Below are 24,860 nucleotides of genomic sequence, written 5' to 3' on the forward strand. Positions count from 1 at the left end.
TGCGTCCGCCGCCAACGAAGCTCCCGCGCAATGACTAGCGGCGGCGCTTGGCCGGGGGCTTGGGCGGCCGGAGATCATCCCGGCTCTTGGGCAGCTGCGGGCCCGACGCGAGGTCGAACTCGTAGGTGGCACCGAGCAGCAGGCGGAACTGGTAGATCTCCCGCAGTTGCTCGGTGACGGCGATGCCCGCCACGGCCTCCAGCACCAGCCCGGGGAACGCCTCGTGGCGGATCACCGGGAGGATCTCCACCTGGTTGGCATTGTCCCGCCAGACCGGCGTGATGGCGTCCTCGAAGTAGAAGCGGCTCACCACCTCCAGCCCGAGCATCGTGAACTTGTCCAGGTTGTACGTGCCCGCGAGCGCCAGCTGCACCGCGTCCGGGACGTCGAAGTCGGGCCGGGGGTCCCGGTCTCGCGTGCCCTGGTGGAAGTAGCCGGCGTTGAGCATGAAGCGCAGGTCCTTGCTCGCGCGCAGCTCGCCCACGAGCGTGCCCTCCCAGTCCCACGTCCCGTCGGACAGGCTGGGGATGATGCCGTCCTCGTCGCTGGGGCCCGTGGGCAGCGTGACGCGCCCGTAGGCCGCCAGCGCCGCCTGGCTCGTCTCCAGGAATGTCCACTGCAACCCCAGGGGGATGTCACCGAAGGCGACCTTGAACTCCTCGTCTCCGGGGAGCCCCAGCGCGAGCAGCTCCAGGTAGAGGTTCGCCTCCAGGTTGTCGGTGATGCCGAAGCGCAGGCTGGGGGAGAGCTGCTGGTAGGGCTGCGATTCATCCAGGTCGAGCGCGAAGAAGCCCTGGTAGCGCAGGCCCAGCTCCAGGTTGCCGCTCTTCGTGGTGGTCGCGGTGCGCGTCACCATGGCGCGGTAGGGCTTCGCCTCCGCGCTGGCGACGGCGATGCAGGTCGTGAGGAGGAAGCAGGCGAGCCGGCTGTTCATGCGGCGTGACGCTAGTCGACGCCACGGCGACGGAGCACGGAAACCATGTGCAACCAGCGCGCGTTGAATTCACTGTCACGGTGAAACTTCCGCGCCACTTTCCATCCCGCAGGACGACTCCTGGGAGCCCCGATGCTGCTGCGCCGTGGGGTGATGTTGTTGATGCTGTGGGCCGTGCCGGCACTGGCGGACGTGCCGCCCGTGATTCCGCGGGAGCAGTTGTTCGGCAACCCCGTCCGCAGCTCCCCGGCGCTGTCGCCGGACGGAGAGAACGGCACCTCGGAGGCCGGCTCGAACCGCTTCCGAAGGAAGGGCGCGTGACGGGCTCCAGCGCTGTCGTCCGTCAGTCCGCCGGCACGGCGAAGGAGGGCTGCGCGCCGCTCAAGGTGGATGGGAACGGCGGCCGTCACCGCAGCAGCGCTTCGAGTGATGGCGGTCCCAGCGTGACGCGCGGCGCGGCTCCGGCCAGGGAGCGCTCCAGCGGCGACAGCGACTTCTGGGGCAGCAACCGGGGGCGGACCGTGCGCAGCCGCTCCAGCAGCAGGGGCCAGCCGGGCGTGTCCCGCTCCGCGTCCGCCCTGCGCGCGAGCGCCCGGAGCGCTTCGAGGTCGGGCCCGGCCAGCGGCGCGCGGCGGCAGAAGTCATCCAGGCCGCGAGCCAGCTCCAGCACCGCCGTGCCCCTGAGTGGTGGCCCGTCTCCGAACAACCAGCGCGCGGTAGGGAGCGCCTCCCCGGCCATGATGGGAACCGGGGCATGAAGCAGGGAGAGCTCGGCCGCGAGTCGCGCGCACAGGGTTGTCAGGGCGGCCTCCAGCTCCTCGCGGGTCCGCAGCACCGGAGCCGTCTGGAGTAACGCTTCCGCTCGCGACAGCACCCCGACGGCCTCGCGCGTGAAACACACCTTCAACCCGCGCACTTGCGCGAGCACCGCTCGAAGCGTCGGCAGCATGGCGACGAGCACCTTCGCATCCACGCCCGTCGCGCACGCCGCCGCATCCTCCACCGTCACCGGCGTGTCCTCGCCCATCACCGGGCCGAGGACGCGGATCAGCTCATCCCGGAAGCAGAGGTCGACGTCATCATCCGCATCGACCGCTGCTTCAAGGAGCGTGGTGAGGTCGCGCAACGCACCCGGCCCGGCACCCCGGGGCAGCGCCCGGAGTGACTGCAAGAGCGCCGTCCTTGCTGCCTCGACCACCCGACCTCCCAATGCTGAACCTGCTGGAAACAGGCCGTGCACCCACGGGTGCACGGCCTTCACGCCAAGGGCCTCAGACCTGCTTGTGGCTGAACCGGCTCGCAACAGGCCGTGCACCCGAAGGTGCACGGCCTTCACGCTACGAACTTCAGGCCTGCTTGTGATTGTTCTCCACGACGTTCCCGTGCGGCGGCTTCGCCGGACGCTGCAACACCTGGGGCGTGGCCCCGTTCTGGAGCATCCGCCCCATCAGCGCGCCGAGCAGCCCCTGCCCTCCACCCTGGTCCTGGCCGAGCGCGATCTCCGGCACGAGCTTCACGCCGTGCTGCGCCAGGACCGTGGCCAGCTGCACCGCGGTGAAGGCCTGGCCGCCGAGCGCCGCCACGCCGGTGCGGTACGCCTCCGCCTTGGCTTCACCCACGAGCCGCGTCGCTTCGGCTTCGGCACTGCCGTGCAACCGCTTCGACTCCGCCTCCGCCTCCGCGCGCTGCCGCAGGCCGTGCGCCTCCGCGTCCGCGCGCTGCCGCAGGCCGTGCGCCTCCGCGTCCGCGTGCAGGCGCGTGCGGGCCGCTTCGCCCTTGGCCGTCTCCTCCGCCGCGAGCGCGCCCTTCTCACTGATGGCAACCATCTGCTCGCTTCGCACCACCTCCGTCTGCATGTTCGCCACCGCCGTCGCGCGCTCCAGTTCGCGGCGACGCACCTGGGCCTCGCGCTGCACCTCGTACGTGCGCTGGAGCTCCTCCGCGATCTTCCGGTCCGTCTGCGTCTTCATCAGCTCGGCCGGCGGCTGGATGTCACCAACGAGCGTGTCGATGCACTCCACGTCGTACGCCCCCAGCGCGCCGCGGATGGCCTCGTACGCCTCGCGCTGGCGGTCGGTGCGCGCGGAGAGGAACTCCAGCACGGACACCTGCTGCGCGGAGTTGCGGAAGTAGTTCGCCACCGTGGGTTGCAGCACGTGGTCCACCAGGTTCTGCATGGAGCCCACGCGCGAAATCACGCGCGGCGCCTGCTTCATGCTGATGTGGATGATCTGCGACACGTCGAGCATGAAGCTGAAGCCGTCCCGCGAGCGCACCGTGATGGGGCTGAGCTTCTCGTCGTACTTGTGCTGCTCCGTGCGCTGCGCCCAGTTGAGGACGATGTTCGTCGTGGGCACCAGCTCCACCTTCATCACCCGCGCGTTCAGCGGGTGCTTGCCGGGCAGCAGCGGCTCAATCCACACGCCCTTGCGCCCGCGCTCCACGAGGTCGCCGTGGGTGAACTCGTCGCCCGACACGTCCAGGTGCTCGCGCCCCACGTAGCTGACCACGACGCCCACGTAGCCGATGGGCACCTCCGTCATGGGGATCTGCTCCACCTTCACGAACCACGGGTTGAGGTTCCACGAGCCCGACAGCAGCACCTGCTCCTGCAAGCCGCGGCAGCCGCCCGCGTCCAGGAACTGCTGGGCGCTCTGGAACGAGTCATGCCCCTCCACCGGCACACCCGCGAGGTCGCCCGCGGGAATGGGCCGGCCGTCGAGCGTCGTCACGATGCCCACCTTGTCGGGCCCCACGCTGAAGATCTCCAGGTCCTCCACGGCCATGTCGAACACCTCGGCGTTCTCCGGCGTGATGACGGTGAACAGCGCGGGGTTGATGCGATAGGTGCCCGCCGTCAGGAACGCGAGCTGACGGCCCTTCTGGCCCTCGCCCTCGAGGAACGCACGCGCATCCTGGAAGCTGTCACACGCCACCTCGCGGCCGAGGATGCAGCCGGGCGGAATGGACGCACCACCATTGGCGACGACGAGCGCGATGTGCCCGTGGCGCACCACCACCACCGCGACGCGCGACACCTTGAAGCGCCAGAACGGGTAGCCGAAGTGCCACCCCGGCGGCAGCAGCTCCGCCTGGTAGCCGGCCTCGCCCTCCAGCGCGACCAGCCGTCCGGGCGGGAGCGGCGCGCCGTACTTCTTGATGACCAGCCCCGACTCGTCCTCACCGATCACCTGCACACCGCTGAGTACGTAGGCCAATCCCAGGCCCAGCAGCAGTGCGACTCCGGCCAGCACCACGATGTAATCCATGAGGCCCTTCTCCTGCGGCCCGCGAGAATGCGGGGATGCCCCCCTCCACTGCATGCCCCCTGCCACGGCCAAGTGGCTGGAACTGCTGGAGTCGCCCCGCCCGGACCTGATTCAAATCGTGAGGGTTCCGTGTTTGATTCGCGGGATGCACACGTTCCACTGGAAGGGCCCTGCTCCGAGCCGGCCCCTGAAGCAGCGTTTGGATGCCGCCGGCTGGCAGCCCGGAGGGCCCGGCGCGCGAGTGACGGTGGTGTGCTCCGCGCAGCCACGGCTGACGGGCTCGCCGAAGTCGGGGCCCTGGGTATGGCTGTGCGAGCAGCCGGTGCCGGTGGACGCGCTCCGGCTCGCGGTGGAGCAGGGGGCCATGGACGTGCTCTGCACGGGCACGCTGGATTGGGAGTCACGGCTGCTGCGGCGGCTGGAGGAGAGCCTGGTCGAGACTCCGGCGCCTCGCGTGTCGGGGACGCTCATCGCGCACAGTGCGGCGGCGAAGGCGCTGCTCGCCCAACTCGTGCAGGCCGCCCGCACGTCGATGCCGGTGCTGCTCACCGGCGAGACGGGGACGGGCAAGGAGGTCGCCGCGCGGCTCATCCACGACTGGTCCGAGCGGCGCTCGCGCACCTTCGTGCCCATCAACTGCGCGGCCATCCCCAACGAGCTCATGGAGGGCGAGCTCTTCGGCTACGCGAAGGGCGCCTTCTCCGGCGCGGTGCACGGCTACGACGGCCTGGTGTCCGCGGCCGAGGGCGGCACGGTGCTGCTGGACGAGATTGACGACACGCCGCACGCGCTCCAGTCGAAGCTGCTGCGCGTGCTGGAGGACCGGGTCATCTCGCGCCTGGGCGAGAACGCGTGGCGCAAGGTGGACTTCCGCATCCTCGCGGCGACCAACCGGGACCTGAAGCAGCTCATCGACCGCGAGCTGTTCGGCGAGGACCTGTACGAGCGCCTCTCCACGGTGCAGATCCACCTGCCGCCCCTGCGCGAGCGGCAGGAGGACGTGGCGCCGCTCGTGCTGCACTGGCTGGAGCGCTACTACACCGTGGAGGAGCCGGCGCCCGACAGCCCGCGCGTGCGCAGCGCCACGCCCGAGGCGCTCGACGTGCTGCGCGCCTACCCGTGGCCCGGCAACATCCGCGAGCTGCGCAACGTCATCTACGGCGCGCTCGTGGCCAAGCGCGCCGGAGACGAGCTGCTCGTGTCGGACCTGCCGCGCCGGCTGTGGAAGCGGGAGCACGCGAGCTCGTCCCAGCTCGTGTCCGCGCAGGAGGTGGAGCGCCGCGTGGCGTCCGGGACGATGAACCTGCGCGCCGAGCTGGAGCGGTTGGAGCGACTGGCCCTCCAGGCCGCGCTGCGGCGCGCGGACGGCAATGCCGCGGAGGCCGCACGGCTGCTGGGCGAGGTCGGCCGGGGCACGGCCAAGGACCCCGGCGGCACGGTGCGCACGATGATGAAACGGCTGGGCGTGACGACTCGCGGCGGTGCGTGAGGACCGCGCTCAGCGCGTCGCGACGAAGAACAGCCGGGGGAACGGCAACAGCACCGTGCCATCGGGCAGCGCGGGATGGGCTTTGGCCACCGCGGCCTGATACCGGGTGAGAAAGTCCGCCCGTTCCGCCTCATCGAGCGGTTCGAGGAAGGGACGCAGGCCCGAACCCTTGAACCACTCCACCACGGCCGCCGCGCCCCCAGCCAATGGGTGGTGATAGGTCGTGCGCCAGACGTCCACCGTGGCGCCGGCATCGCGCAGCGTCCGGTAGTACCACTCAGCACCATGGCGGGGAACGCGCGCGCCCAGGGCCCCCGTCATCCTCGCGGCCCACGGGCCGTCACCGGCAAGCTCACGCATCAGGCGATGCGCCGGCTCATCCAGGTTGTCGGGCATCTGCACGGCCAGACTTCCCCCTGGCGCCAGCTTGCCCAGGAGCGCCGGCAGCAGCGAGGCATGGTCCGGCACCCATTGCAGCACGGCGTTCGCCAGGATGACGTCGAAGGGCCCGGGGTGGCTCCAGGTCGTGATGTCTTCAATGTCGAAGTGGAGGTCCGGCAGACGCTTGCGCGCCGCCTGGATCATGTCCGCCGAACCATCCATCCCGGTGATGACAGCCTTCGGAAATCGCAGGCGCAGCAGCTCCGTCGAGTTGCCGGGCCCGCACCCGAGGTCCACCGCGGTCCCCACCTCCGCCGTGGGGATCCGCGCGAGCAGATCGTGGATGGGCCGGTTCCGCTCATCCTCGAAGCGGGTGTACTGCGCCGCGGACCAGCTCATGGAATGCACCTCTCACCGCCAGCGTCCCCCATCCCCCTCGGGTCGTCCAGGGCGCCTCACATCGCCGCGTAGGCGCGGGCCAGCTCGTCGGCGAAGTCCTCGAAGCGCGTGGGCGTCGTGTTCGCTTGCGTGCGGCCCTCCAGCGAGCGGACCCGGCCGTCGTTGATGGCCTGGGCCAGCTCCACGTAGAGGCGCGCCAGGTCCTGGGAGAAGCCGCCCTCGACGAGCGCCCCCGCCATGTCGTCCGGGGGAAGCTTCACATACGGCAGCTCCGGCTGGCCGATGCGCTCCCCCAGGATGCGCGTGGCCTCGTCGTAGGTGAGGTCGCGGGGGCCCAGCAGTTCGCGCACCACGAACCCCTTCCAGTCCCTCGCGCGCAGCGCCGTCACCGCCGCGTCGGCGATGTCGCGCGTCGCGATCATCGGGACGGGGCGCCCGGGCTCGACGACGTCCGCGTTGAGCCCCTGGTGGCGGATGACCGGCAGCACGTCGAAGAAGTTCTCGAAGAACGAACCCGCCCGCAGCACCAGCACGTTCACGCCCGTGAGCCCGCGCAGCCGCGCCTCCTGCGCGTGCAGGCTGTCGATGGGGCCCGTGCCCCCCCCTGCTCCGCGCCCACGCTGCTCAGCGCGACCACGTGGCCCACGCCGCTCTCCCGCACGGCGGTGACGACGGCCTCACCCATCCGGGCCTGCTGCGCGCGGTAGTCCTCCACCCGCACGTCATACGGCAAGAGGGTGTAGGCCCCGCTGGCGCCCCGGAACGCCTCCGCCAGGAAGCCCGCGTCGCTGGAGTCCCCGACCCGGATCTCCGCGCCGGCCCCGGCCAGCGCGGCCAGCGACGCCTCCGAACGTCCGATGGCGCGCACCTGCTCGCCCGCGTGCAACAGCCCCTCCACGACCCTCCTCCCGGTACGACCGGTGGCTCCCATGACGACGATCATTCCGCGACCTCCCTGTGAACGGGTGACTTGCATGCCGTCCAATATCGGCGCGACGCAGTGGTCTCTCAATGACAGCAGGTCCAGGATTCATGCCCGAACGTCCATCCCGCTGGACGCTGTGCGCCCGCGTCCCCCACACTCACCGGCATGGATGAACGGGACGTCTGGCGCTCGGTGGATCCGCTCGGCGAAGCGCTGCACCTGCTGCGCATGCGCGGGGCGTTCTGCTGCAGCTCGGAGCTCTCCGCGCCCTGGGGGCTCGCGCTGCCGGCCATCCCCGAGTGCCTGATGTTCCACGTCGTGACGTCGGGCCAGTGCTGGCTGGAGGTCGAGGGCCACGACCGCGTCCTGCTCCAGCCCGGCGACCTCGCGCTGGTGCGCCAGGGCCTCTGCCACCGGCTGGTGAGCGAACCCGGCACCACCGCCGCCCCGCTGTTCGACCTGCCGCGCGAGGCCGTCAGCGAGCGCTATGAAATCCTCCGCCACGGCGGTGCGGGCGCCGCGACGAAGATGATCTGCGGCGCGGTCCGCTTCGACCATCCGACCGCGCGCCACTTCGTCGGCCTGCTGCCCCAGGTCATCCGCGTCAGCCGGGCATTCAAGCGCTGTCTCGGCGTCGCCCCTGGTACGTTCCGCCGCGACGCGGAGGCCCGCGAATGGGTGCTCCCCGGAGGCCTGGAGAAGGCCGGGGCCACCGGTTACGACACCCTCGAGGAATGACAGAGGAGCTTCACCATGATTGAAACACCTCGCATCGTCCAGACCGTCGCCCAGCTCACCGCCATCGTCCCCGTGACCGTTGCCCGGAGCGAGATCCGGACCGTCATGGGCCCGGGCATCTCCGAGTTGATGGCCACCGTGGCCTCCCAGCACATCGCCCCCGCGGGCCCCTGGTTCACGCACCACCTGCGCACCGACCCGCAGGTGTTCGAGTTCGAGATCAGCGTCCCCGTCACGGCGCCCATCCAGGACCGGGGGCGCGTCCGGCCCGGCCTGTGGCCCGCCATGAAGGTCGTGCGCACCGTCTACCAGGGCCCCTATGAGGGCATGGGGCAGGCCTGGGGCGAGTTCGATGCCTGGATTTCCGCCCAGGGGCTCAAGGCGAGCCAGGACTTCTGGGAGGTCTATGCCGTGGGCCCGGAGTCCGGCTCCGACCCCACGCTGTGGCGCACGGAGTTCAGCCGGCGACTGCTCGACTGAGCCAGCCCCCTCCCACCGCAATCCCTCTCACCTCAGTGGCTGGCGGACTCGTTGAAGACGTTCGCGCCGTAGATCAGGGCCGCCTCCCTCGCGTCGTCGCAGATGGCCGCGCACCCCTCCCCCGGGTGGTAACGACAGTCGTTGGTGACCTGGCCGGAGCTGCCATAGATGGGCCAGGACAGGCCGATGCAGCTCGCCTCCAGGGTCTTCCACCGCCAGTGGCTCAGGCACGCGGGGCCGGTCGGCTTCCACCCCGCCTCGAACTCCACCCCTGCCGGAGGGATGGGATTGGCGGGAGGCGCGTTGATGGTGGGGGACAGGCCGTCCCACAGGCGGATGGGCGTGCCGTCGTGCGTGTACGAGGTGCCCTTGCCGCAGTAGTCGGCGCGGGCCATGCGGGTGCAGCTCCAGTGCGCCTTCGTCGTGGGCCCGGCCTGCGCTCCGTCCAGCCAGGGCTTGTAGCCCCAGCGGTAGCACTTGGCGATGACCGCGTAATCACAGCCGAACGTGAAGGCGTCGGTGCTCTCCGTGCGGTTGCCCGCGGTGTCATAGAGCCCCCGCACCGGCACGGCCAGCGCCGAGCCCGCGGTCGGATCCGGGTTGCTTCCGCACAGCCGCCCGAGCGGCTGGGCGTCCGAGTCCAGCACCTTCACGCCGTAGAGGAAGGTCGCGCCGCTCGGGTCCCACGTGCCAGGGGACTCCGTGATGGCGACCTGCGAGGCGTTGGTGACCGTCTCCACCTCCAGCTGGGGCCCCGTCATGGCGCCCGAGTTCGTCTGCAACCGGAGCCCCACGAGCTTGTCCGCGCGCAGCTCCTGGGTCGTCGCGGGGAAGACCCCCATGTCGCTGGCCAGGTCCAGGTTCCAGGCGTTGCCCGGCGTGGAGGCTCCGGCGAGCACGGTGTAGATGCCGCTGGCCGGGCACGTGAAGTAGGCGGACGGGCACGCCGAGATGCCGCAGCTCGGGGCCCCCGTGGTGAGATACCCCGCCCCCTGGTATTCGCAGGGCCGTTCGCCCGAGCAGATCCGCATCACCGGTTCACCCGCGCAGCTCCCGGGAATGTCGCGGTGACAGATGCCTCCGCTGGTCATCGTCACCCGCGTGCCTGGAGTACAGGTGCCCTGCCCCTCCACCCCCAGCCCACACGCACGGGTGGCCCCCTGCGCGCCCGACGCCGTGCACGGCTGGAGGCTGGCGGTGGTGCCGTCCACCTGGAGCGTCATGTCCGCGACGAGCTCCCCCTTCTCCAGCCGCGACGCCGCCCTCCGGCGACGGCCCTCGAACAGGACGGTGGAGTTCGCGAAGTACGCGGCCAGGTACGCGGTGCCGTGCAGCAGCGTGCCCTGCGAGTGGTAGCCGTCATTCCCGTCGGCGAAGTCCTGGGTGATCAGCCGCGGTGACGGCAGGTCCTCCCCCGGGGCGGACACCCCGCAGGCGACGAGGAACCAGACGGAGAGACACGCTGGGAGCAGGCGGGGAACGGACTTCACGGGATGCACCTCGTTCATGGAGTTGGAGGACCCTAGAGCAGCCGCCGTGCCAGGACCCTCTCCAGGCCCTTCGCGGCGTGAAGGAGGCCCGGCGAAGGTGGCAGGTGGCCTTTGCTGGCAGGACCGGCCGGCAAGTCTTGCCGGGGTCCGGCAAGGACTGCCGCTGGGAGTGGCGCGTGGGGCGGTTTGGGTCAGAAGCGCGGCGTCGCGCAGACGCGCAGGCCCAGGAGTGCTTCGCGCAGCGTGCGCTCCACCACGTCCCGGTTCGCGGCATGCGCGGTCAGGTCGCTCTGGTACCAGCTCCCGCCCTGCGCGGAGGGCTGGTCGGGGACCACGTCCGAGCGCGTCCACTCCCACACGTTGCCGGCCAGGTCGTCCACGCCGAAGGGGCTGCGCGAGCGCGGGTGGCTGCCCACCTCGTCCGGGCCGAAGCCCAGGGGTTCACGGCCGTAGGTCAGATCGACGTTGGCGTCGTCCGGCCCCAGCCAGTCACCGCCGGGGTAGCGGCGTCCGTCCGCGCCCCGGGCCGCCCGCTCCCACTCGCGCTCCGTGCACAGGCGCGCGAGGGGCACCCGGCCGGTGCGGTCCAGCCATGCGACGTAGGCCAGCGCGTCGTCGTAGGAGATGGCGGACACCGGGAAGCGCCGCCAGTCCTGCACCGCGCGCCGGTTCCGCTTCCCGTAGCGCACGGGCTCGCCTTCCTTCGCGCTGTAGTGCGCCGAGGCCGGGCTCAACTCCAGACGCCAGTGGCCGTTCGCCTCCTCCACCAGGTCCACCACGGTGATGCGCTGGCGGTTGCCGGGCCGGCGCGCGTTGCGCTCCTTCGCGGGCAGGGACTCGAGGAAGGCGATGTAGTCGCCGAACGTCACCTCGTGTCGGGCGATGAGATAGGCGCCGGTCTCCACCTCGTGCAGGGGCGGCGCGTAGAAGAAGGCCCGGCGCAGGTATTCGCTCTCCGACGCGCCCTGGAGGAAGCGGCCGGGCGGCACGTAGACGAAGCCCTCGGGGACCGCGGCGGTCGGCGGCAGCTTCAGGTCCAGCGTCAGGGCCTCACCGGGACGCAGCATCACGGGGGCGCGCACGGGGACGTGGCCGGGGGCCTCCAGCACGAGCACGTGCGAGCCCGGTGGCACCGATGCCTCGCGCAGGGGCGCGGTCCCGAGTTCGCGCCCTGGCAACGCCGGGTCCTCCGGTCCTGGACCGAGCAGGCGCACCCGCGTCCCCGGCGCGGAGGCCGCGAGGGTGATGCGCGCTGGCGCGGACAGCCCCGCCCTTCGCGCACCGGAGACGTCGTAGGCGGCGAGGCGCGTCAGCCACTGGGCGCGGACCTCGGGCTGCTGGTGGAGCGTGGCCCGTGACACGCGCTCCGCGAGGAGGTCCACGAGGAGGTCCCGTACGGTGGTGCGTCCGGGGGCCAGGCCCCACGCGGTCTCCAGCGAGGCCAGGGCGCGCAGCGAGTCCGTCTCGCCGTCCTGTTCGACCGCGAGGGCGCGGGACCAGACCTCCTCCGCGGCCTCGCGGTTCTGGCGCCCGGGCGCATCGAAGTGCGCGAAGGCCTCCTTGCGCAGCCGCTCCGCCTCCGCGTCCTCCGTGCGCGCGGTGTCGGCGTGGCTCCGGGCCTCGGCGAGCTGGCGGGTGATGCGCGCTTCCAATTGCGCCCTCGCCTGGAGGCGCGTGACGCCCACCGCGCCCAGCAGGGCCAGGGGTACGGCGATGGCGCCCGTCCAGCGCACGGCGCGGCGACGGCGGGCGACCTGCCGCGAGCGGGCGAGGAAGTCCGCCTCTTGCGACCGACCGGGCCGCGTTCCCGCGAGGGTGGCCTCCGTGAGCTGCCGTCCCGCGTAGAGCAGCTCCACCGGGCGGCCCAGGCGTTGCCACTCGGCGGCGGCGCGCTCCAGGCGGTGACGGACGGCGCGCCGTTGTTCGTCCTCGCCCATCCATCCGCGCAGCGTGTCCCAGCCGGTGAGCAGGCTTTCGTGGGCGAGCGTGTAGCTGGCCTCGCCGCCCTCGGCCTCGCCCGCGGTGAGGAGCCGGCCCTGGACCAGCCCCTCCAGCACCGCGCGTCCCTCGCCGTCGTCCGGGCCTCGCAGCAGCTCCGTGACGGTGCGGCGCAGGCGCGTGCCTTCGGGGGTGACGAGCTCCAGGAACAGCTCACGCGCGCGGGGGCGCTGCTCCGGCCGCAGCCGCGCCACGACCGCGTCCGCGTGGCGGGCCAGCGCGCCTTCGACGCCGCCCAGGGTCTCCAGCGCGGAGGCGGGGATGAGGCCCCGCTCCCGGTCGCGGGCGTCCCAGAGCGCGGCGAGCGTGAACTGCAACAGCGGCAGGCCGCCTTCGGTGCGCGCGGCGGCGGTGACGAGCGCGTGCTCCAGCTCCGCCGACTCGAAGCGCACGCCGAGCGCACGGGCCGGGCCGACCACCGCTTCGCGCAGGCCCTGCTCCGAGAGGGCGCGCAGCAGGTGCAGCGCGCGGGGCACCTCGTCGCCCAGGCCGGGCAGCGCCACCAGCCGGGTGAGACAGTCGCTGCGCGCGGTGGCCAGCACGCGTGTCCGGGGAGCGCGGCGCACCACGAGGGTCAGCTCCTCGGAGAGTCGCGCCGCCTGGGCGGGCTCCGAGAAGGTGACCAGCTCTTCGAGTTGATCCACGAAGAGCAACACCTGGGGCGCGCTGGCGGGACGGCGTCGCAGGGCTCGCGCCAGCACCCCGCTCTCTTCCGTCTCCAGCTCCGCGAGCAGGGCTTCCGCGGACCTGTCGAGCAGCGGGGCCAGGGCCTCCACCAGCGACTCCAGCGGACGCCGGCCCGGCGTGCAGGAGACGACGGCCCACGACGTTCCGCGCTCCCCCGGCTCCGCCCCGGCGATGAGCGCGGGCAATACCCCGGCGCGGCACAGCGACGACTTGCCCACGCCCGAGTCGCCCGCGAGCAGGACGAAGGCATCACCGCGCAGGCGGTCCAGCACCTCGCGCACTTCGCTCTCGCGGCCGAAGAAGACGCCCCGGTGCGCGGCTTCAAAGGGCTGGAGCCCACGATAGGGATTGCCGGTGGGCAGCGCGCCCGCGCGGTCGGGGAGGCTCAGCGCCTCCAGGGCCTCGCGCAATGCATCGCCGGACGCGAAGCGGTGGGCTGGATTCCGCGACAGGCACCGATCCACCACGGTCGCCAGCCCGGGAGGAAGCGAAGAGGCCACTTCGGCGAGCGGACGTGGAGGCTGCTCCTGCACCGCGCGGCCTAGGTCCACCACGGGCACGCCGTCGTGGGGCGCGACGCCCGCGCACAGCTCGTAGAGCAGCACGCCCATCGCGTAAACGTCACTCGCGCGACTCGCGGCTTCACCGCGCCAGAGTTCAGGCGCCAGGTAGAGCGGCGTGCCCACGAGCGCGACGTGCTCCGGAACAGGGGTGCCGTCACCAGCGGTCGCACGGGCTCCAGCGTGCGCTTGCGCCACGTCACCAGGCGTGGACTGTGGCGTGGGCAGCGGCCGGAGGTCTTGCGTCGCGCGTGCTCCCGCGACGGCGTGCGGAGGCTGAGTGTCGACGGCAGGAGCCACGGGTCGAGCATCCACGGTGGCGCGCGAGGGTCGCGTGTCATCAGCGGGCAGAGCCCCGGGTCGAGCATCCGCGGTGGCGTTCGGGGAGCGCGCGTCAGCAGGCAGAGCTACGGGTCGAGCATCCGCGGTGGCGTTCGGGGAGCGCGCGTCAGCAGGCAGAGCTACGGGTCGAGCATCCGCGGTGGCGTTAGGGGAGCGCGCGTCAGCGGGCAGAGCTACGGGTCGAGCATCCGCGGTGGCGTTAGGGGAGCGCGCGTCAGCAGGCAGAGCTACGGGGCGAGCATCCGCGGTGGCGTTCGGGGAGCGCGCGTCAGCGGGCAGAGCCACGGGTCGCGCATCCACAGTGGCGCGCGAGGGTCGCATGTCGGCGTCTGGAGCCACGAGTCCGGCACCTGCGACGACCTGCGGCGGACGCGTGTCATCAGAGGGCAGAGCGACGGGTCGAGCATCCGCGGTGGCTCGCGCCGTGCCAGCAACGGCCTCCGGAGCGGGCACCGCTGGCGGGCCCACGGGATCCGCACCCACGCTCCACTCGGCGAGCCCGAAGTCGAGCAGCTTCACCTCGCCGTCCTCCGACAGCACGGCGTTCGCGGGCTTGAGGTCGCGGTGGAGGATGCCTCGACGGTGCGCGGCGGCCAGGCCCCGCGCCAGGTCGATGCCGAGCCGCAGCACCCGTCCCCCCTCCACCGGCCGCGACAGCCGGTCCAGCGACTCGCCCCGGATCAGCTCGGACACGAGATACGGCTGGCCTCGCACCTCGCCCACACGGTGGATGGCCACCACGTTCGGGTGCTGGAGCCGGGCGATGGCGCGCGCCTCCTGGAAGAAGCGCGCACGCGCCGTCGGGCCCGGAAGCCCTCCCGCGGGCGTGGCGATGAACTTCACCGCCACCTGCCGGTCCAACAGCGTGTCGTGCGCCAGGAACACCCGCCCCATGGCACCGTGCCCCAGGGGGCGCAGCAGGCGGTACTCCTCGAACTCCCGCGGAGGATCCAGCTGCGGCCCGGGGGGCTGGCTCATTCGGGCGTCGGCCCTCTGCGTCCGGGGCGGACCTGCACGCCCAGCTGCTTCAACTTGAACGAGAACGTCCGGATGGGCATGCCGATGCGCGCCGCCGCCCGCGTCTGCACGCCGTCCTCCGCGTCCAGCGCCTCCATCATCCGGCGACGCTCCAGCTCACGCAGCTCCTGCGCCAACGGCAACCGTGAGTCCGTCGCCCCCACCCCGGGCGAGGGCGAAGCAGCCCCGGCTTCGGCCACGGCTTCCGTCCTGGCCGGGACCGCGGCCCCCTTGCGCCCCTGCATGCGCGGAGGCAGGTGGTGCGGATCCACCACGTCCCCCGCCACCGCCGCGGCGACGAAGTCCATCAGGTTGCGCAGCTCCCGCACGTTGCCGGGCCACGTGTCGCGCGACAGCGCCTGCAGCGTGTCCGACGCCAGCACCAGCTCCTTGCGGCCAAGCGCCTGACACGCACGCGCCAGGAAGTCGCGCGCCAGCAGGGGCACTTCCCGGGGCCGCTCGCGCAGGGGCGGCAGCAACACCGTGGCCGCGCCCAGGCGGAAGTACAGGTCCTGCCGGAACCGCCCGGCCACCACCTCCGCCTCCAGGTCGCGGTGCGTGGCGGCCACCACGCGCAGGTCAATGGGCCGCTCTCGCGTATCGCCCACGCGGGTGATGCGCCGCACCTCCAGGGCCCGCAGCAGCTTCGCCTGCGCGGACAGCGGCAGCTCCCCCACTTCGTCGAGGAAGACGGTGCCGCCCTGCGCGCTCTCCAGCAGGCCCGCGCGCGACGTGGTGGCGCCCGTGAAGGCCCCCTTCTCGTTGCCGAACAGCTCGCTCTCCACGAGCCCTTCCGGGAGCGCGGCGCAGTTCACGGCGATGAACGGCCCGGCGCTGCGGCGCGACCAGTGATGCACCGCGAAGGCCGCGTTCTCCTTGCCCACGCCTGTCTCGCCACACACCAGCACGGGCAGCTCGCTGGCCGCCAACCTGCGCAGCAGCGCGTAGAGCTGGGACATGGCGGGGTCCGCCACCAGCACCATCCGCCCGGCCAGGTCCAGCCGCGTCGCCCCGTCGGCCGCGGCCGCCGCACGCCCCGGCTTCGCCGCCTGCGCCGCCGTGCGCGCGACCGCCACCAGCGTGTCCGCGTCACAGCCATCCGTGGGACAGGCCGCCGTACCCAGCCGAGCCCGGGGGTGCGCCGCCAGCAGCGCCTCCACGCGCTCGCCCAGCCCGTCCTCGCCCGCCTCGCCGGACACCTCGGGCAGCACGCACAACAGGTGCGCGGCATCCAGCCAGCCCATCGCCTCCGCCGGACCCGCTTCCGCCGTCAGCAGCGCCTCCACCGCGTCCCGGCCTCCGGTGAGCGGCTCCGGCAGCGCCAGCACCAGCACCGACAGCGGTCGGCTGTAGCGCAGCGCGCGGTCCACCTCCTCGCGCAGGTGCGCCATCAGCCGCTCGGTCTCCAGCGTGCGCCGGGCCGCCACGGGGCGCACGCGGGCGCGCACCACCGCCAACACCGCGCCGAAGGACAGCACGTCCCCGGACAGCAGCAGGTGCGCCCCCTCCACCGGACGGCCGTTGATCAGCGTCCCGTTGTGGCTGCCCAGGTCCACCACGCGCGCCCCCTCCTCCGTGACGAGGATGCGGGCATGGCGGCGGGAGACGCTCTCGTCCCGCAGGAGCAGGTCCGCCGGCTCATCCCGGCCCACCAGCACCGTGCCCTCGGCGGGCAACGAGAAGCGCCACGAGGAGTCCCCCTCCATCACCAGGAGGTAGGCGGCACCGGAGTCCGGAGACTCCGCCCCGCCCATTCCGAGGGGACGGGTGTCACGGGCATTGGGAACGGGGGAGGACATCCGGCGACCTGCCATGCTGTCACGTTCACGCCGGGGGGGACAGCCCGGCGGAGGGCTCGCGGTAATTCCTCCCCGGAGCCCCAGCAGGGGATGGATGCTCACAGGGGTCTTCGGCATGGGAAGGGAGCCTCGATATGTGCCCCCGCGTGGCGCCGTTTCCTGCGGACCGGCGAGGACTGACAGGGCCCCGACAAAGCAACACGGATGCCAGCACCGCATGCCCTCTGAAGGCATGCGGGGCCGGCAAGCCTTGCCGTGTCCCGGAACGGCAAGCCTTGCCATCGCCGGTAACGTTTGCCGTTCAGCCACCTACCGCGGGCTGCACACCGTGGCGCCTTCGTTCCAGATGGTCACGTTGCCCACCGGGGACACGGAGCAGTAGGCGCCGCAGCAGTCCTCGTTGGAGCGGCACTGCGAGCCCAGCGGCCGGCACGTGAAGGTCGGCGGCGTGGTGAGCCCCGTGGTGACGGTCTGCCAGGGAAGGCCCGGGCCCGTCCACGAGAGCTGCGCGTGGGCGTTGCCGTAGCCCTCGAAGAACTCCATCACCAGCGCGTGCGTGCTGTTGGCCGTCAGCGACACCGCGACGTCGTGCGTCTGCCCACCCTCCTGTTCCAGCCAGTGGTCCACGAGCAGCGCGCCGTCCAACCACAGCCGCACGCCGTCCTCGGTGTTGGTGCGCAGCGTGTACGTGCCGGTGGCCGGCGGCGTGAGCGTGGCGGACCAGCGCGCGGACCAGCGATCCGCGGGCACGCCCGGCGCGGGAGCCGTGGCGCCCCAGAAGGTCCCCACGAAGTTCTCCTGCCGCACCACGGCGCGGTTGTAGAGGAACTCGGAGGTGAAGTACTCGGCCTTCACACCGGTCTGCCCTTCGAACACTTCGGGCGTGCACACGGCGTCGCCTTCGTTCCAGACGGTGACGTTGCCCACCGGGTACACGCTGCACCGGTTGGAGCGGCACTGCGTGTCCACCGTGCAGTGGGCCCCCAGCGGCCGCGACAGGGGCAGCGCCGGCGTCTGCAGGCGCGACACGGGCACGGTCTGCAGGGGCTGGCTCGCGCTCTGCCACTGGAGCAGCACCGACGCCGCGGCCTCCGCGTCGAAGAACTCCAGCACCAGGTTGGCGGGCACCTCCGCCGCGAGCGGGATGCTGCCGGAGTGCTGCTCCACGGCGTGCTCGAACCAGTCATCCACGACGAGCCGGCCGTTCACCCACAGGCGCACGCCACCGCTGGCGGAGGTGCGGAAGGTGTACGTCTGCGTGAAGGCGGGCGTGACGGTGCCTTCAATGCGCACGCCGAAGAAGTCCGCGGGGATGCCGGGCACGGGCGCGGCCGTCCCGGGGTTCAGGTCCACGGTGGACAGGGAGCGCAGCACCGGCACGCCCTGCATCCGGAGGTTGGGGAAGTAACGCGCCACCACGCCAGGCTCCGGCGTGGCGTACTTCACGACGACGGCGTACTGCGCGTTGGTGCCCTGCGCCGGGGAGGCCATGCCGCCGCCCAGCACCAGCGTCCCGGTGGGCACGGACTTCACGTACACCTTCATCGGGGTGGAGGCGCTGGACGTGGTGGCGGACGGATCATTGGTGGCGAACACCTCGTCGGTGAGCGCCCAGGTGCCGTCGCCCAGCCACGCGGGCAGCACCGTGTTGCGCCGGTCCATGGCCACGTAGACGGTGGCGGCGGAGTTCAATCGCAGCTGCACCTGCGACGCGCCGGTGTAGAGCTTGTCGTCATTCGCCGCCTGGAGCAGCACCCCGCCCTGGAGCCGCGAGGACAGGCCGGTGATGGAATACGTCCGGTCGATGTAGAGCTGCGTGCCCGTCTGCGCCGTGGCGAAGGTGTAGGGCCGGCCGGTGCCCACGGCCTCCAGCGTGACGAGCCCGTTGGACGAGGTCAGCAGCCCCTGCGCCTGCGACTCCACGGGCGCCCCGGGTTCGGACGAAGGACCGCACGCCATCAGGGCGCCAAGCACCATGGTGCCCAGCAGGGCACGTGAAACAAAAGAAAGACGCATCAGGACTCCATGGAAGAAAGGAGCCGGCAGCCTGTGCCGCGGCCTTCTCCGGGAAAAGGGCCCTGACACCCAATCATGTGATTCCGGGTAATCTTGCGCCCATGAGCGACGTGTCCACCGGCAGTGCCCGTCCCCCGAGCCCCTTCAAGTACCTGCGCATCCCGCTGCTGCTGGCGGTGGGCGTGATGACCATGGGAAGCGGTCTGGGCAACCCGGGATGTGGAAGCAGCGGGGTTCCGGACTGCGAGGAGAACTGCAACATCCAGGGCACGTACCCCCTTGTCTTCCAGGACAGCAGCGCCCTGCAGACAGGCTGCGCGGACCTGGGCCTGACGCTGCCCACGGAGCTGATCATCCAGCGCGAAGGCAACAGCGGCTACATCACCGGACAGCTCCTCGGGCAGCCGCTGTACGGCTCCCTGTATGAGTCCACCAACACGAGCCTCCAGCTCTCCACCGAGACGTTCGCGCCGGACGGCACCGGGTACGCCCTCATCGTGTCAGGCCGCTTCTCGGAGGAGGCGAGGACGGACACCCAGCCGCTGACCTTCTCGGGCGAGTTCCAGATCTTCAGCCGGGACACGGCGGAGAAGTGCAAGGTGGACCGGCTGTTCACCTCGACCCGCCAGTAGGCGGCCCGGCGTCCAGGGGCACCAGCTCCGTCCCATGGACGGGGGCGGGGATCGCGGATACAAGGCCGCCGTCTAGGAGGCCGTACCTTGAAGAAGATCCCCCTCATCACCGAAATCTCGAAGGAATACACCTTCGAGGCCGCGCACCACCTGCCCCACGTCGAAAAGGGGCACAAGTGCTCCCGCGTGCACGGGCACAGCTACCGCATTGAAATCACCCTCCAGGGACCCATCCACCCGCAGCTCGGATGGCTCGTCGACTTCGCGGAGCTGAACGCGGCCTGGGAGCCGCTCAACGAGCAGCTGGACCACCGGCTGCTCAACGACGTGCCCGGCCTGGAGAACCCCACGAGCGAGCTGCTGGCCGCGTGGATCTACGAGCGCCTGGACATCCCCGGCGCCCGCGTCTCCCGCCTCAAGGTCGCGGAGACGTGCATGTCGTCCTGCACCGTCTTCCCGGCGCCGGGCTGACGCGTCAGGTCTCCACCTGCCCCAGGTTGGCGTGGAGGACCGCGCCATTCAGGACGGGCGTGTTGGCGCAGGTGTAGAGGAAGTCCGCGATCTCCTCGGGCGTGATGATGCGCCCGAACGTCGTCCGCGCCGCCACGCTCGCGCGGGCCGCCGCGTCCCCGCCCAGGTGCTCCCGGAGGATCTCCGTGTCGGTGAACCCCGGGCAGACGCAGGCCGTATGGATTTGCGTCCCGACCAGCTCCTGGCAGGTCGCCCGCATCATCCCCACGAGCGCGTGCTTGGTCGTCACGTACGACGCGATGCCCTTGACGGCCTTCTCGGAGAGCGTGGAGCCCACGTAGAGGATGGACGACCCATCCGTGAGCAGTGGGCGCACCAGGCGGTTGAGCACCGCAGGGGCGACGAGGTTGACCTCCAGCACGTGGCGGAAGTGATCCGCCTCCATCGCCAGCGCCTCGTCATGCACGTAGCGGGCGGCGTTGTGCACCAGGCACACGCGCCCGCCCCCCTGGCCGGGACCTTCGCGCAGCGCGGGGATGAACGTGGCCTCCCACCCCGGGACGGACAGGTCCACTTCCACGTTCACGACGTCCGGCACCGAGCACGGGTGGCGGGACACGTTCATCACGCGCCAGCCTTCGTCGCGGAAGCGAGCGGCCGTCGCGCGTCCAATGCCCCGGCTGGCGCCGGTGATGAGGGCCCAATCAGCCATGGGGGTTCCACTCCCAGGTGGCCCACTGTCCGGGGCCCGAAGCGCACTTCACCACCAGCCGCGTGATGCCGTCGCGCGCCATCGCGGCGCCGTCCCCCACCAGCCCCTCGCCGAAGACGCGCGCCAGCTCCTCCAGCGTCACGTTGGCCGCGGGCAGCAGCGTCACGTCGCGCGCGAGGAAGTGCAGCTCCTCCCCGTTGAAGTACGCCCGGTGGTTTCCGTTCGCGTCCCGCTCCAGGCGCAGGTGCCGCGAGCGCTCGGGCAGGAAGAAGGTCTCATTCCAGGCCTTGCACCGGGCAATCACCGCCTGCTTGAGCGGACCGTAGTCCGCCATCAGGCCATCGTCGCCCACCTCGCCCGTCAGCGCGACATGGACGGTGAAGTTGTGCCCGTGCAGGTTCTCGCGGTGTGTAGCGGAGAAGATGGTGAAGTGCCCCGCGGAGAACTTCATCTCTTCTTTGTGCAGCTCGATGGTCGTTGTGCGCGCCATGGGATGGCGCACGGCTTAGCACCAAGAGCGGAGGGAGCGGAACCGCTCCGGCACCCTCCGTCTCCGGGATGACTAGAAGAGGAAGTCGGTGGTGAGGAAGTCCGACTCACGCCGGGTGAGGATGGATTGCACCAGGGTGGTGTTGTCCGGCGTCGTCTTCGTCGCCACCAGCGTGCGGATGGAGAACACGCGCAGCGCGTCCGCCACGGACAGGGTGCCCTCCGCGGAGTCCTTGCGGCCGTTGAACGGGAACGTGTCCGGCCCGCGCTGGCACTGGCAGTTCAGGTTGATGCGCCCCACCTGGTTGGAGAACGCGTCGATGAACCGGCCGATGCGCGCCGAGTCCTTGCCGAAGAGGCTGAGCTGCTGGCCGAACTGGGACTCCACCACCAGCCGCACGGCCTCCTCGTCCTCGTCGAACACCATCACCGGCACCACCGGGCCGAACTGCTCCTCGCCCGCGAGCCGCATGTCCTTCGTCACCGGGTACACCACGGTGGGCGCGTAGAACGACCGCGACGACTGGCCGCCCGTCTTGTTCACCACGCGGGCGCCCTTGGACACCGCGTCGTCCACCAGCCCCTGGAGGTATGCCGCCTTGCCCGGCTCCGGCAGGGGCGTGATGGCGACGCCCGGGTCCCACGGCATGCCGGGCTTGAGCTTGTCCACGGCGGCGGTGAACTTCTCCAGGAACGCGTCCACGATGCGCCGGTGCACCACCAGCAGCTTGAGCGCCGTGCACCGCTGGCCGTTGAAGGACAGCGTGCCGGTGATGCACTCCTTCACCGCGTTATCCAGGTCCGCGTCCTCCAGGATGATGGCCGGGTTCTTCGCATCCAACCCCAGCACGGACTTGAGGCGGTGCGGGTGCGGGTGCATGCGCTTGAGCTCGCTCGCCCCCTTGTTGGTGCCGATGAAGGCGAACAGGTCCACCTTGCCGCTCTCCATCAGCGCGCCCACCGTCTCACGGCCCCGGCCGTAGATGATGTTGATGACGCCGGGAGGGAAGCAGTCGCGGAACGCCTCCAAGAGCGGACGCACCAGCAGCACGCCGAACTTCGCCGGCTTGAACACCACCGTGTTGCCCATCAGCAGCGCGGGGAACAGCGTGCTGAAGGTCTCGTTGAGCGGGTAGTTGTACGGGCCCATGCACAGCGCCACGCCCATGGGCGCCCGGCGGATCTGCGCCATGATGCCCTGGTCCTGGATGAAGCGGGACGAGGTGCGATCCAACTCCTTGAGCGCGCGGATGGTCTCCACGATGAGGTCGACGGTGCGGTCGAACTCCTTCTCCGAGTCCGGCTGCGGCTTGCCAATCTCCCACATGAGGAGGTTCACCACCGCCGTGCGCTGGGCGCGCATCGCCACCAGGAAGCGCTCCACGTGCTCGATGCGCTCGGCCACCCGCAGGGTCGGCCACACGCCCCGGCCCAGGTCGTAGGCCTTCACCGCCGCCGCGAGCGCGTCCAGGGACTCGCGCGAGGTGAGCAGCGGGGTCGCGCCAATGACCTTCTGCTTCAGCCCCTCCGGGGTCCGGACGAACACCGGGCTCTGCACCGGGTTGAGCTCGCCCGGCCAGATGCGCAGCTCGCCTCCGACCAGGTACTCGCGCTGCTCGAGGTACGCGGGGAGCCGCACGCCGGGAGGAACCTGCGCGTCGGTGGGGAAGAGGTCGTCGAGTGCCGTCGTCATGGGCGCCCTTTTAACGAAGCCCCCCGACACCGGCACGACATCCCGCAGGCGACGCGTGCGGGATGTGGGTGCGGGCGCCCCGGACGCTCGCGCCCGGGCCCCGGTTCCCGTCATGATGAAACCATGATGAGGAGACGAGCCCCCCGTGCGGTTCGATGCGGGGTGCATCGGGATGATGGCCTCACCCTGATGCACCGAGGTGGCCCACGATGAAGTCCCTCCTTCGCAGCTCCCTGTCCGCGCTCCTGATGCTCTTCGCCGCGCCCGTCCTGGCCCAGCCCGACGCGGGCACCGCGAGCCTGAGCGTCATCATCGGGACGGTCATCGACACCGACACGAAGAAGCCCCTGGCCGACGTGGTCATCACCGCGACCTCCCCCGCCTTGCAGGGGGAGCAGACCGTGGTCACGGACACGCAGGGGAACTACCGCATCCCCCAGCTCCCCGCGGGCACCTATACGCTGCGCTTCGAGAAGGAGTCGTTCAGGCCGTACGCACGGCCGGAGATCCAGCTGCACCCCAACCGCACCATCCGTGTGAACGTGGAGCTGCTGCCTGACAGCTTCACGCAGTCCGTCGAAGTCGTGGGCAGTCCGCCCACCATCGACGTGGGTTCCACGAACACCGGGGTGAACATCGACCAGGAGTTCATCAGGCGCATCGCAGGGGGGCGTCCGGGGCTCCAGGGGTTCGACAGGGTTCCGGCCCCGCCCGTCGGCACGTCCGGGGGATATGTGGTGGAGGGCCCGAGCCCGAACGACTTCGAGACCATCACCCGGTATCAACACATCGCCGGGGCTCTCCGCTGGGCCATGCCCTACATGCACATCATTCCGGACGGCACTCCACACACCGTGTACCAGGCGCCCATTTCGCGTCCGGAGCGCGTCGCCGCCCCCCCGGGGGATCGGTTCTTCGACATGTACTTCAAGGGCCACGGCGTGAACCCCACGGTGGACACCGAGGAGGAGCGCTTCTCCACCTTCTCCGTGGACACGGACACGGCCTCGTACACGATGACCCGGGCCTACCTGGAGCGCGGCGCGCTTCCGGATGAGCAGGCCGTGCGCGTGGAGGAGTTCGTCAACAGCTTCGACTACGACTACGCGAGCGCCCCGGACGTGCCCTTCAGCGTGAACGTGGAGGGCTTCCCGTCCCCGGCGCGCAAGGGCTACCACGTGGTGCACATCGGCGTGAAGGCGCGGGAGGTGTCGCGGGCCCAGCGCAAAGCCAGCCACCTGGTGTTCGTCATCGACGTGTCCGGGTCCATGGACGTGGAGAACCGGCTCGGGCTGGTGAAGCAGTCGCTGCGGCTGCTCGTGGATGCGCTGGATGAGCGGGACCGGGTGTCCATCGTGGTCTACGGCAGCGAGGCCCGGCAGGTGCTCGCGCCCACCAACGCCACCCGGAAGCAGGAGCTGCTGGCGGCCATCGACAGCCTCCACCCGGAGGGCGCCACCAACGCGCAGGCTGGGATTGAAATGGGCTACGCGCTGGCGGCGAGCAATCTTGTGGAGGGCGGCATCAACCGCATCGTCCTCTGCTCGGACGGCGTGGCGAACAACGGCATCACCCAGGCGGATGGCATCTGGGACCGGGTGAAGGCGCAGGCGGCGGCGGGAATCACCCTGTCCACCGTGGGCTTCGGCATGGGCAACTACAACGACGTGCTGATGGAGCGGCTCGCCCAGGTGGGCGAAGGCAACTACGCCTACGTGGACAAGCTGGACGAAGCCCGCCGCATCTTCGTGCAGAACCTCACCGGCACGCTCCAGGTGGTGGCCAAGGACGTGAAGCTCCAGGTCGAGTTCGACCGGAAGACCGTGTCGCGCTACCGCCTGCTCGGCTACGAGAACCGGCTGCTCACCAAGCAGCAGTTCGCGGACGACACCGTGGACGCGGGCGAGGTGGGCGCGGGCCACGCCGTCACCGCCCTCTACGAGGTGAAGCTGCGCGACCCGTCCCAGCTCTCCTTCGGCACGCTGCGCATCCGTTACAAGGCGCCCGAAGGCGGCAAGTCGCAGCTCATTGAGAAGGCGCTGCCCTCCGTGCTGCTGCGCCCGGCCTATGCGCAGGCGGCGGCCCAAACGCGCCTGTCCTACGTCGCCGCCGCCTTCGCGGAGAAGCTGCGCGGGTCCTACTGGGCGCGGCCGCTCACCTACGATGCGCTCGTGTCGCTGTGGGAGGAATTGGGCACGCCGCTGAAGGCCCGGCCGGACGTGGTGGAGCTGGGGACGCTCATCCGTTCGGCCCGGACGCTGGACCGACGCACGGACCGCTTCGAGTCCATCGCGCCGGTGCGCACGATGGACGCCGACCGCGTCCCCACCATCAAGTAG

General features: G+C 71.1%; 20 protein-coding genes. 7 read left to right on the forward strand and 13 right to left on the reverse strand.

Translation table 11 applies throughout. From position 1 onward, the window contains the following. Nucleotides 1-34 precede the first annotated feature (34 nt). Nucleotides 35-934: a hypothetical protein gene (locus tag D7V97_RS01190; RefSeq protein WP_120608723.1), complete on the reverse strand. Its 900-nt coding sequence runs from the start codon at nucleotides 932-934 to the stop codon at nucleotides 35-37. A gap of 132 nt (nucleotides 935-1,066) precedes the next feature. Between D7V97_RS01190 and D7V97_RS01195 the strand changes: the two genes are divergently transcribed. Then, complete coding sequence (locus D7V97_RS01195) at nucleotides 1,067-1,255, forward strand: hypothetical protein (protein WP_120608724.1); 189 nt, start codon at nucleotides 1,067-1,069, stop codon at nucleotides 1,253-1,255. Nucleotides 1,256-1,340: 85 nt separating this feature from the next. On the opposite strand, the gene D7V97_RS01200 is transcribed toward D7V97_RS01195, so the two are convergent. Further along, nucleotides 1,341-2,105 (reverse strand): hypothetical protein, encoded by a 765-nt coding sequence (locus D7V97_RS01200; protein ID WP_147444634.1) that lies wholly within the window; start codon nucleotides 2,103-2,105, stop codon nucleotides 1,341-1,343. Nucleotides 2,106-2,280: 175 nt separating this feature from the next. Then, nucleotides 2,281-4,203: an SPFH domain-containing protein gene (locus tag D7V97_RS01205; RefSeq protein WP_199728664.1), complete on the reverse strand. Its 1,923-nt coding sequence runs from the start codon at nucleotides 4,201-4,203 to the stop codon at nucleotides 2,281-2,283. 52 nt (nucleotides 4,204-4,255) lie between these two features. Between D7V97_RS01205 and D7V97_RS01210 the strand changes: the two genes are divergently transcribed. Next, nucleotides 4,256-5,692, forward strand: a complete 1,437-nt coding sequence (locus D7V97_RS01210) for a sigma 54-interacting transcriptional regulator (RefSeq protein ID WP_158623237.1) — start codon at nucleotides 4,256-4,258, stop codon at nucleotides 5,690-5,692. 9 nt (nucleotides 5,693-5,701) lie between these two features. Here D7V97_RS01210 and tam read toward each other — a convergent pair whose 3' ends face one another. From tam to D7V97_RS45250, 3 genes are read right to left on the reverse strand one after another with little or no spacing between them, the layout of a single operon-like run. Then, nucleotides 5,702-6,472: a trans-aconitate 2-methyltransferase gene (gene tam / locus D7V97_RS01215; RefSeq protein WP_120608727.1), complete on the reverse strand. Its 771-nt coding sequence runs from the start codon at nucleotides 6,470-6,472 to the stop codon at nucleotides 5,702-5,704. 56 nt (nucleotides 6,473-6,528) lie between these two features. Continuing rightward, nucleotides 6,529-7,011 carry a hypothetical protein gene (locus tag D7V97_RS45245; protein WP_199728665.1) on the reverse strand — a complete coding sequence of 161 codons (483 nt, stop codon included), beginning with the start codon at nucleotides 7,009-7,011 and terminating at the stop codon, nucleotides 6,529-6,531. Further along, complete coding sequence (locus D7V97_RS45250; protein ID WP_199728666.1) at nucleotides 7,008-7,415, reverse strand: NAD(P)H-binding protein; 408 nt, start codon at nucleotides 7,413-7,415, stop codon at nucleotides 7,008-7,010. The genes D7V97_RS45245 and D7V97_RS45250 overlap by 4 nt, the downstream gene beginning before the upstream one ends. A 147-nt stretch (nucleotides 7,416-7,562) precedes the next feature. Here D7V97_RS45250 and D7V97_RS01225 point away from each other — a divergent pair, with 147 nt between their 5' ends. Together D7V97_RS01225 and D7V97_RS01230 are read left to right on the forward strand one after the other, a co-directional pair. After that, entirely contained in the window at nucleotides 7,563-8,135 is a 573-nt protein-coding gene (locus D7V97_RS01225) for a cupin domain-containing protein (RefSeq protein ID WP_120608728.1), read from the forward strand. A gap of 15 nt (nucleotides 8,136-8,150) precedes the next feature. Then, nucleotides 8,151-8,615 carry a GyrI-like domain-containing protein gene (locus D7V97_RS01230; RefSeq protein ID WP_120608729.1) on the forward strand — a complete coding sequence of 155 codons (465 nt, stop codon included), beginning with the start codon at nucleotides 8,151-8,153 and terminating at the stop codon, nucleotides 8,613-8,615. Between the two features lie 32 nt (nucleotides 8,616-8,647). On the opposite strand, the gene D7V97_RS01235 is transcribed toward D7V97_RS01230, so the two are convergent. The 4 genes from D7V97_RS01235 to D7V97_RS01250 all read right to left on the reverse strand — a co-directional run bounded on the left by D7V97_RS01235 (nucleotide 8,648) and on the right by D7V97_RS01250 (nucleotide 18,524). Beyond that, a complete protein-coding gene (locus D7V97_RS01235) occupies nucleotides 8,648-10,105 on the reverse strand; it encodes an ADYC domain-containing protein (protein ID WP_233582445.1) in 1,458 nt (485 codons plus the stop codon). Nucleotides 10,106-10,296: 191 nt separating this feature from the next. Beyond that, the gene (locus D7V97_RS01240) at nucleotides 10,297-14,670 is read right to left on the reverse strand and encodes an SUMF1/EgtB/PvdO family nonheme iron enzyme (RefSeq protein WP_120608731.1); all 4,374 of its coding nucleotides are present in this window, start codon (nucleotides 14,668-14,670) and stop codon (nucleotides 10,297-10,299) included. Then, entirely contained in the window at nucleotides 14,667-16,508 is a 1,842-nt protein-coding gene (locus tag D7V97_RS01245; protein WP_199728667.1) for a sigma 54-interacting transcriptional regulator, read from the reverse strand. Before D7V97_RS01245 ends, D7V97_RS01240 begins: the two co-directional genes overlap by 4 nt. 309 nt (nucleotides 16,509-16,817) lie before the next feature. Beyond that, nucleotides 16,818-18,524: a PA14 domain-containing protein gene (locus D7V97_RS01250; protein WP_120608732.1), complete on the reverse strand. Its 1,707-nt coding sequence runs from the start codon at nucleotides 18,522-18,524 to the stop codon at nucleotides 16,818-16,820. Nucleotides 18,525-18,625: 101 nt separating this feature from the next. On the opposite strand from D7V97_RS01250, the gene D7V97_RS01255 reads away from it, so the two are divergent. Beyond that, entirely contained in the window at nucleotides 18,626-19,156 is a 531-nt protein-coding gene (locus tag D7V97_RS01255) for a hypothetical protein (RefSeq protein WP_120608733.1), read from the forward strand. Nucleotides 19,157-19,243: 87 nt separating this feature from the next. Then, nucleotides 19,244-19,627, forward strand: a complete 384-nt coding sequence (gene queD, locus D7V97_RS01260; RefSeq protein ID WP_120608734.1) for a 6-carboxytetrahydropterin synthase QueD — start codon at nucleotides 19,244-19,246, stop codon at nucleotides 19,625-19,627. Between the two features lie 4 nt (nucleotides 19,628-19,631). Here the strand turns inward: queD and D7V97_RS01265 are convergent, their stop codons facing one another. The 3 genes from D7V97_RS01265 to D7V97_RS01275 form a co-directional block, all read right to left on the reverse strand. Further along, complete coding sequence (locus D7V97_RS01265) at nucleotides 19,632-20,339, reverse strand: SDR family oxidoreductase (RefSeq protein ID WP_120608735.1); 708 nt, start codon at nucleotides 20,337-20,339, stop codon at nucleotides 19,632-19,634. Further along, a complete protein-coding gene (locus tag D7V97_RS01270) occupies nucleotides 20,332-20,829 on the reverse strand; it encodes a 6-carboxytetrahydropterin synthase (RefSeq protein ID WP_120608736.1) in 498 nt (165 codons plus the stop codon). The genes D7V97_RS01265 and D7V97_RS01270 overlap by 8 nt, the downstream gene beginning before the upstream one ends. 72 nt (nucleotides 20,830-20,901) lie before the next feature. Continuing rightward, nucleotides 20,902-22,521 carry an NADP-dependent glyceraldehyde-3-phosphate dehydrogenase gene (locus D7V97_RS01275; protein ID WP_120608737.1) on the reverse strand — a complete coding sequence of 540 codons (1,620 nt, stop codon included), beginning with the start codon at nucleotides 22,519-22,521 and terminating at the stop codon, nucleotides 20,902-20,904. A 209-nt stretch (nucleotides 22,522-22,730) separates the two neighbouring features. Here D7V97_RS01275 and D7V97_RS01280 point away from each other — a divergent pair, with 209 nt between their 5' ends. Next, nucleotides 22,731-24,860 carry a von Willebrand factor type A domain-containing protein gene (locus D7V97_RS01280; RefSeq protein ID WP_120608738.1) on the forward strand — a complete coding sequence of 710 codons (2,130 nt, stop codon included), beginning with the start codon at nucleotides 22,731-22,733 and terminating at the stop codon, nucleotides 24,858-24,860.

Source organism: Corallococcus sp. CA053C (genome assembly GCF_003611675.1).
In the GTDB taxonomy this organism is placed as follows: domain Bacteria; phylum Myxococcota; class Myxococcia; order Myxococcales; family Myxococcaceae; genus Corallococcus.

Bases quoted from the DNA above. Each gene is read 5' to 3' on its own strand.
- D7V97_RS01190 (WP_120608723.1), bottom strand. From the start codon at position 934: ATGAACAGCCGGCTCGCCTGCTTCCTCCTCACGACCTGCATCGCCGTC.
- D7V97_RS01250 (WP_120608732.1), bottom strand. From the start codon at position 18,524: ATGCGTCTTTCTTTTGTTTCACGTGCCCTGCTGGGCACCATGGTGCTT.
- D7V97_RS01195 (WP_120608724.1), top strand. From the start codon at position 1,067: ATGCTGCTGCGCCGTGGGGTGATGTTGTTGATGCTGTGGGCCGTGCCG.
- D7V97_RS01255 (WP_120608733.1), top strand. From the start codon at position 18,626: ATGAGCGACGTGTCCACCGGCAGTGCCCGTCCCCCGAGCCCCTTCAAG.
- D7V97_RS01245 (WP_199728667.1), bottom strand. From the start codon at position 16,508: ATGTCCTCCCCCGTTCCCAATGCCCGTGACACCCGTCCCCTCGGAATG.
- D7V97_RS01265 (WP_120608735.1), bottom strand. From the start codon at position 20,339: ATGGCTGATTGGGCCCTCATCACCGGCGCCAGCCGGGGCATTGGACGC.
- D7V97_RS01275 (WP_120608737.1), bottom strand. From the start codon at position 22,521: ATGACGACGGCACTCGACGACCTCTTCCCCACCGACGCGCAGGTTCCT.
- D7V97_RS01240 (WP_120608731.1), bottom strand. From the start codon at position 14,670: ATGAGCCAGCCCCCCGGGCCGCAGCTGGATCCTCCGCGGGAGTTCGAG.
- D7V97_RS01280 (WP_120608738.1), top strand. From the start codon at position 22,731: ATGAAGTCCCTCCTTCGCAGCTCCCTGTCCGCGCTCCTGATGCTCTTC.
- tam (WP_120608727.1), bottom strand. From the start codon at position 6,472: ATGAGCTGGTCCGCGGCGCAGTACACCCGCTTCGAGGATGAGCGGAAC.
- D7V97_RS01225 (WP_120608728.1), top strand. From the start codon at position 7,563: ATGGATGAACGGGACGTCTGGCGCTCGGTGGATCCGCTCGGCGAAGCG.
- D7V97_RS01205 (WP_199728664.1), bottom strand. From the start codon at position 4,203: ATGGATTACATCGTGGTGCTGGCCGGAGTCGCACTGCTGCTGGGCCTG.
- D7V97_RS01210 (WP_158623237.1), top strand. From the start codon at position 4,256: ATGCCCCCTGCCACGGCCAAGTGGCTGGAACTGCTGGAGTCGCCCCGC.
- D7V97_RS01270 (WP_120608736.1), bottom strand. From the start codon at position 20,829: ATGGCGCGCACAACGACCATCGAGCTGCACAAAGAAGAGATGAAGTTC.
- D7V97_RS45250 (WP_199728666.1), bottom strand. From the start codon at position 7,415: ATGATCGTCGTCATGGGAGCCACCGGTCGTACCGGGAGGAGGGTCGTG.
- D7V97_RS01230 (WP_120608729.1), top strand. From the start codon at position 8,151: ATGATTGAAACACCTCGCATCGTCCAGACCGTCGCCCAGCTCACCGCC.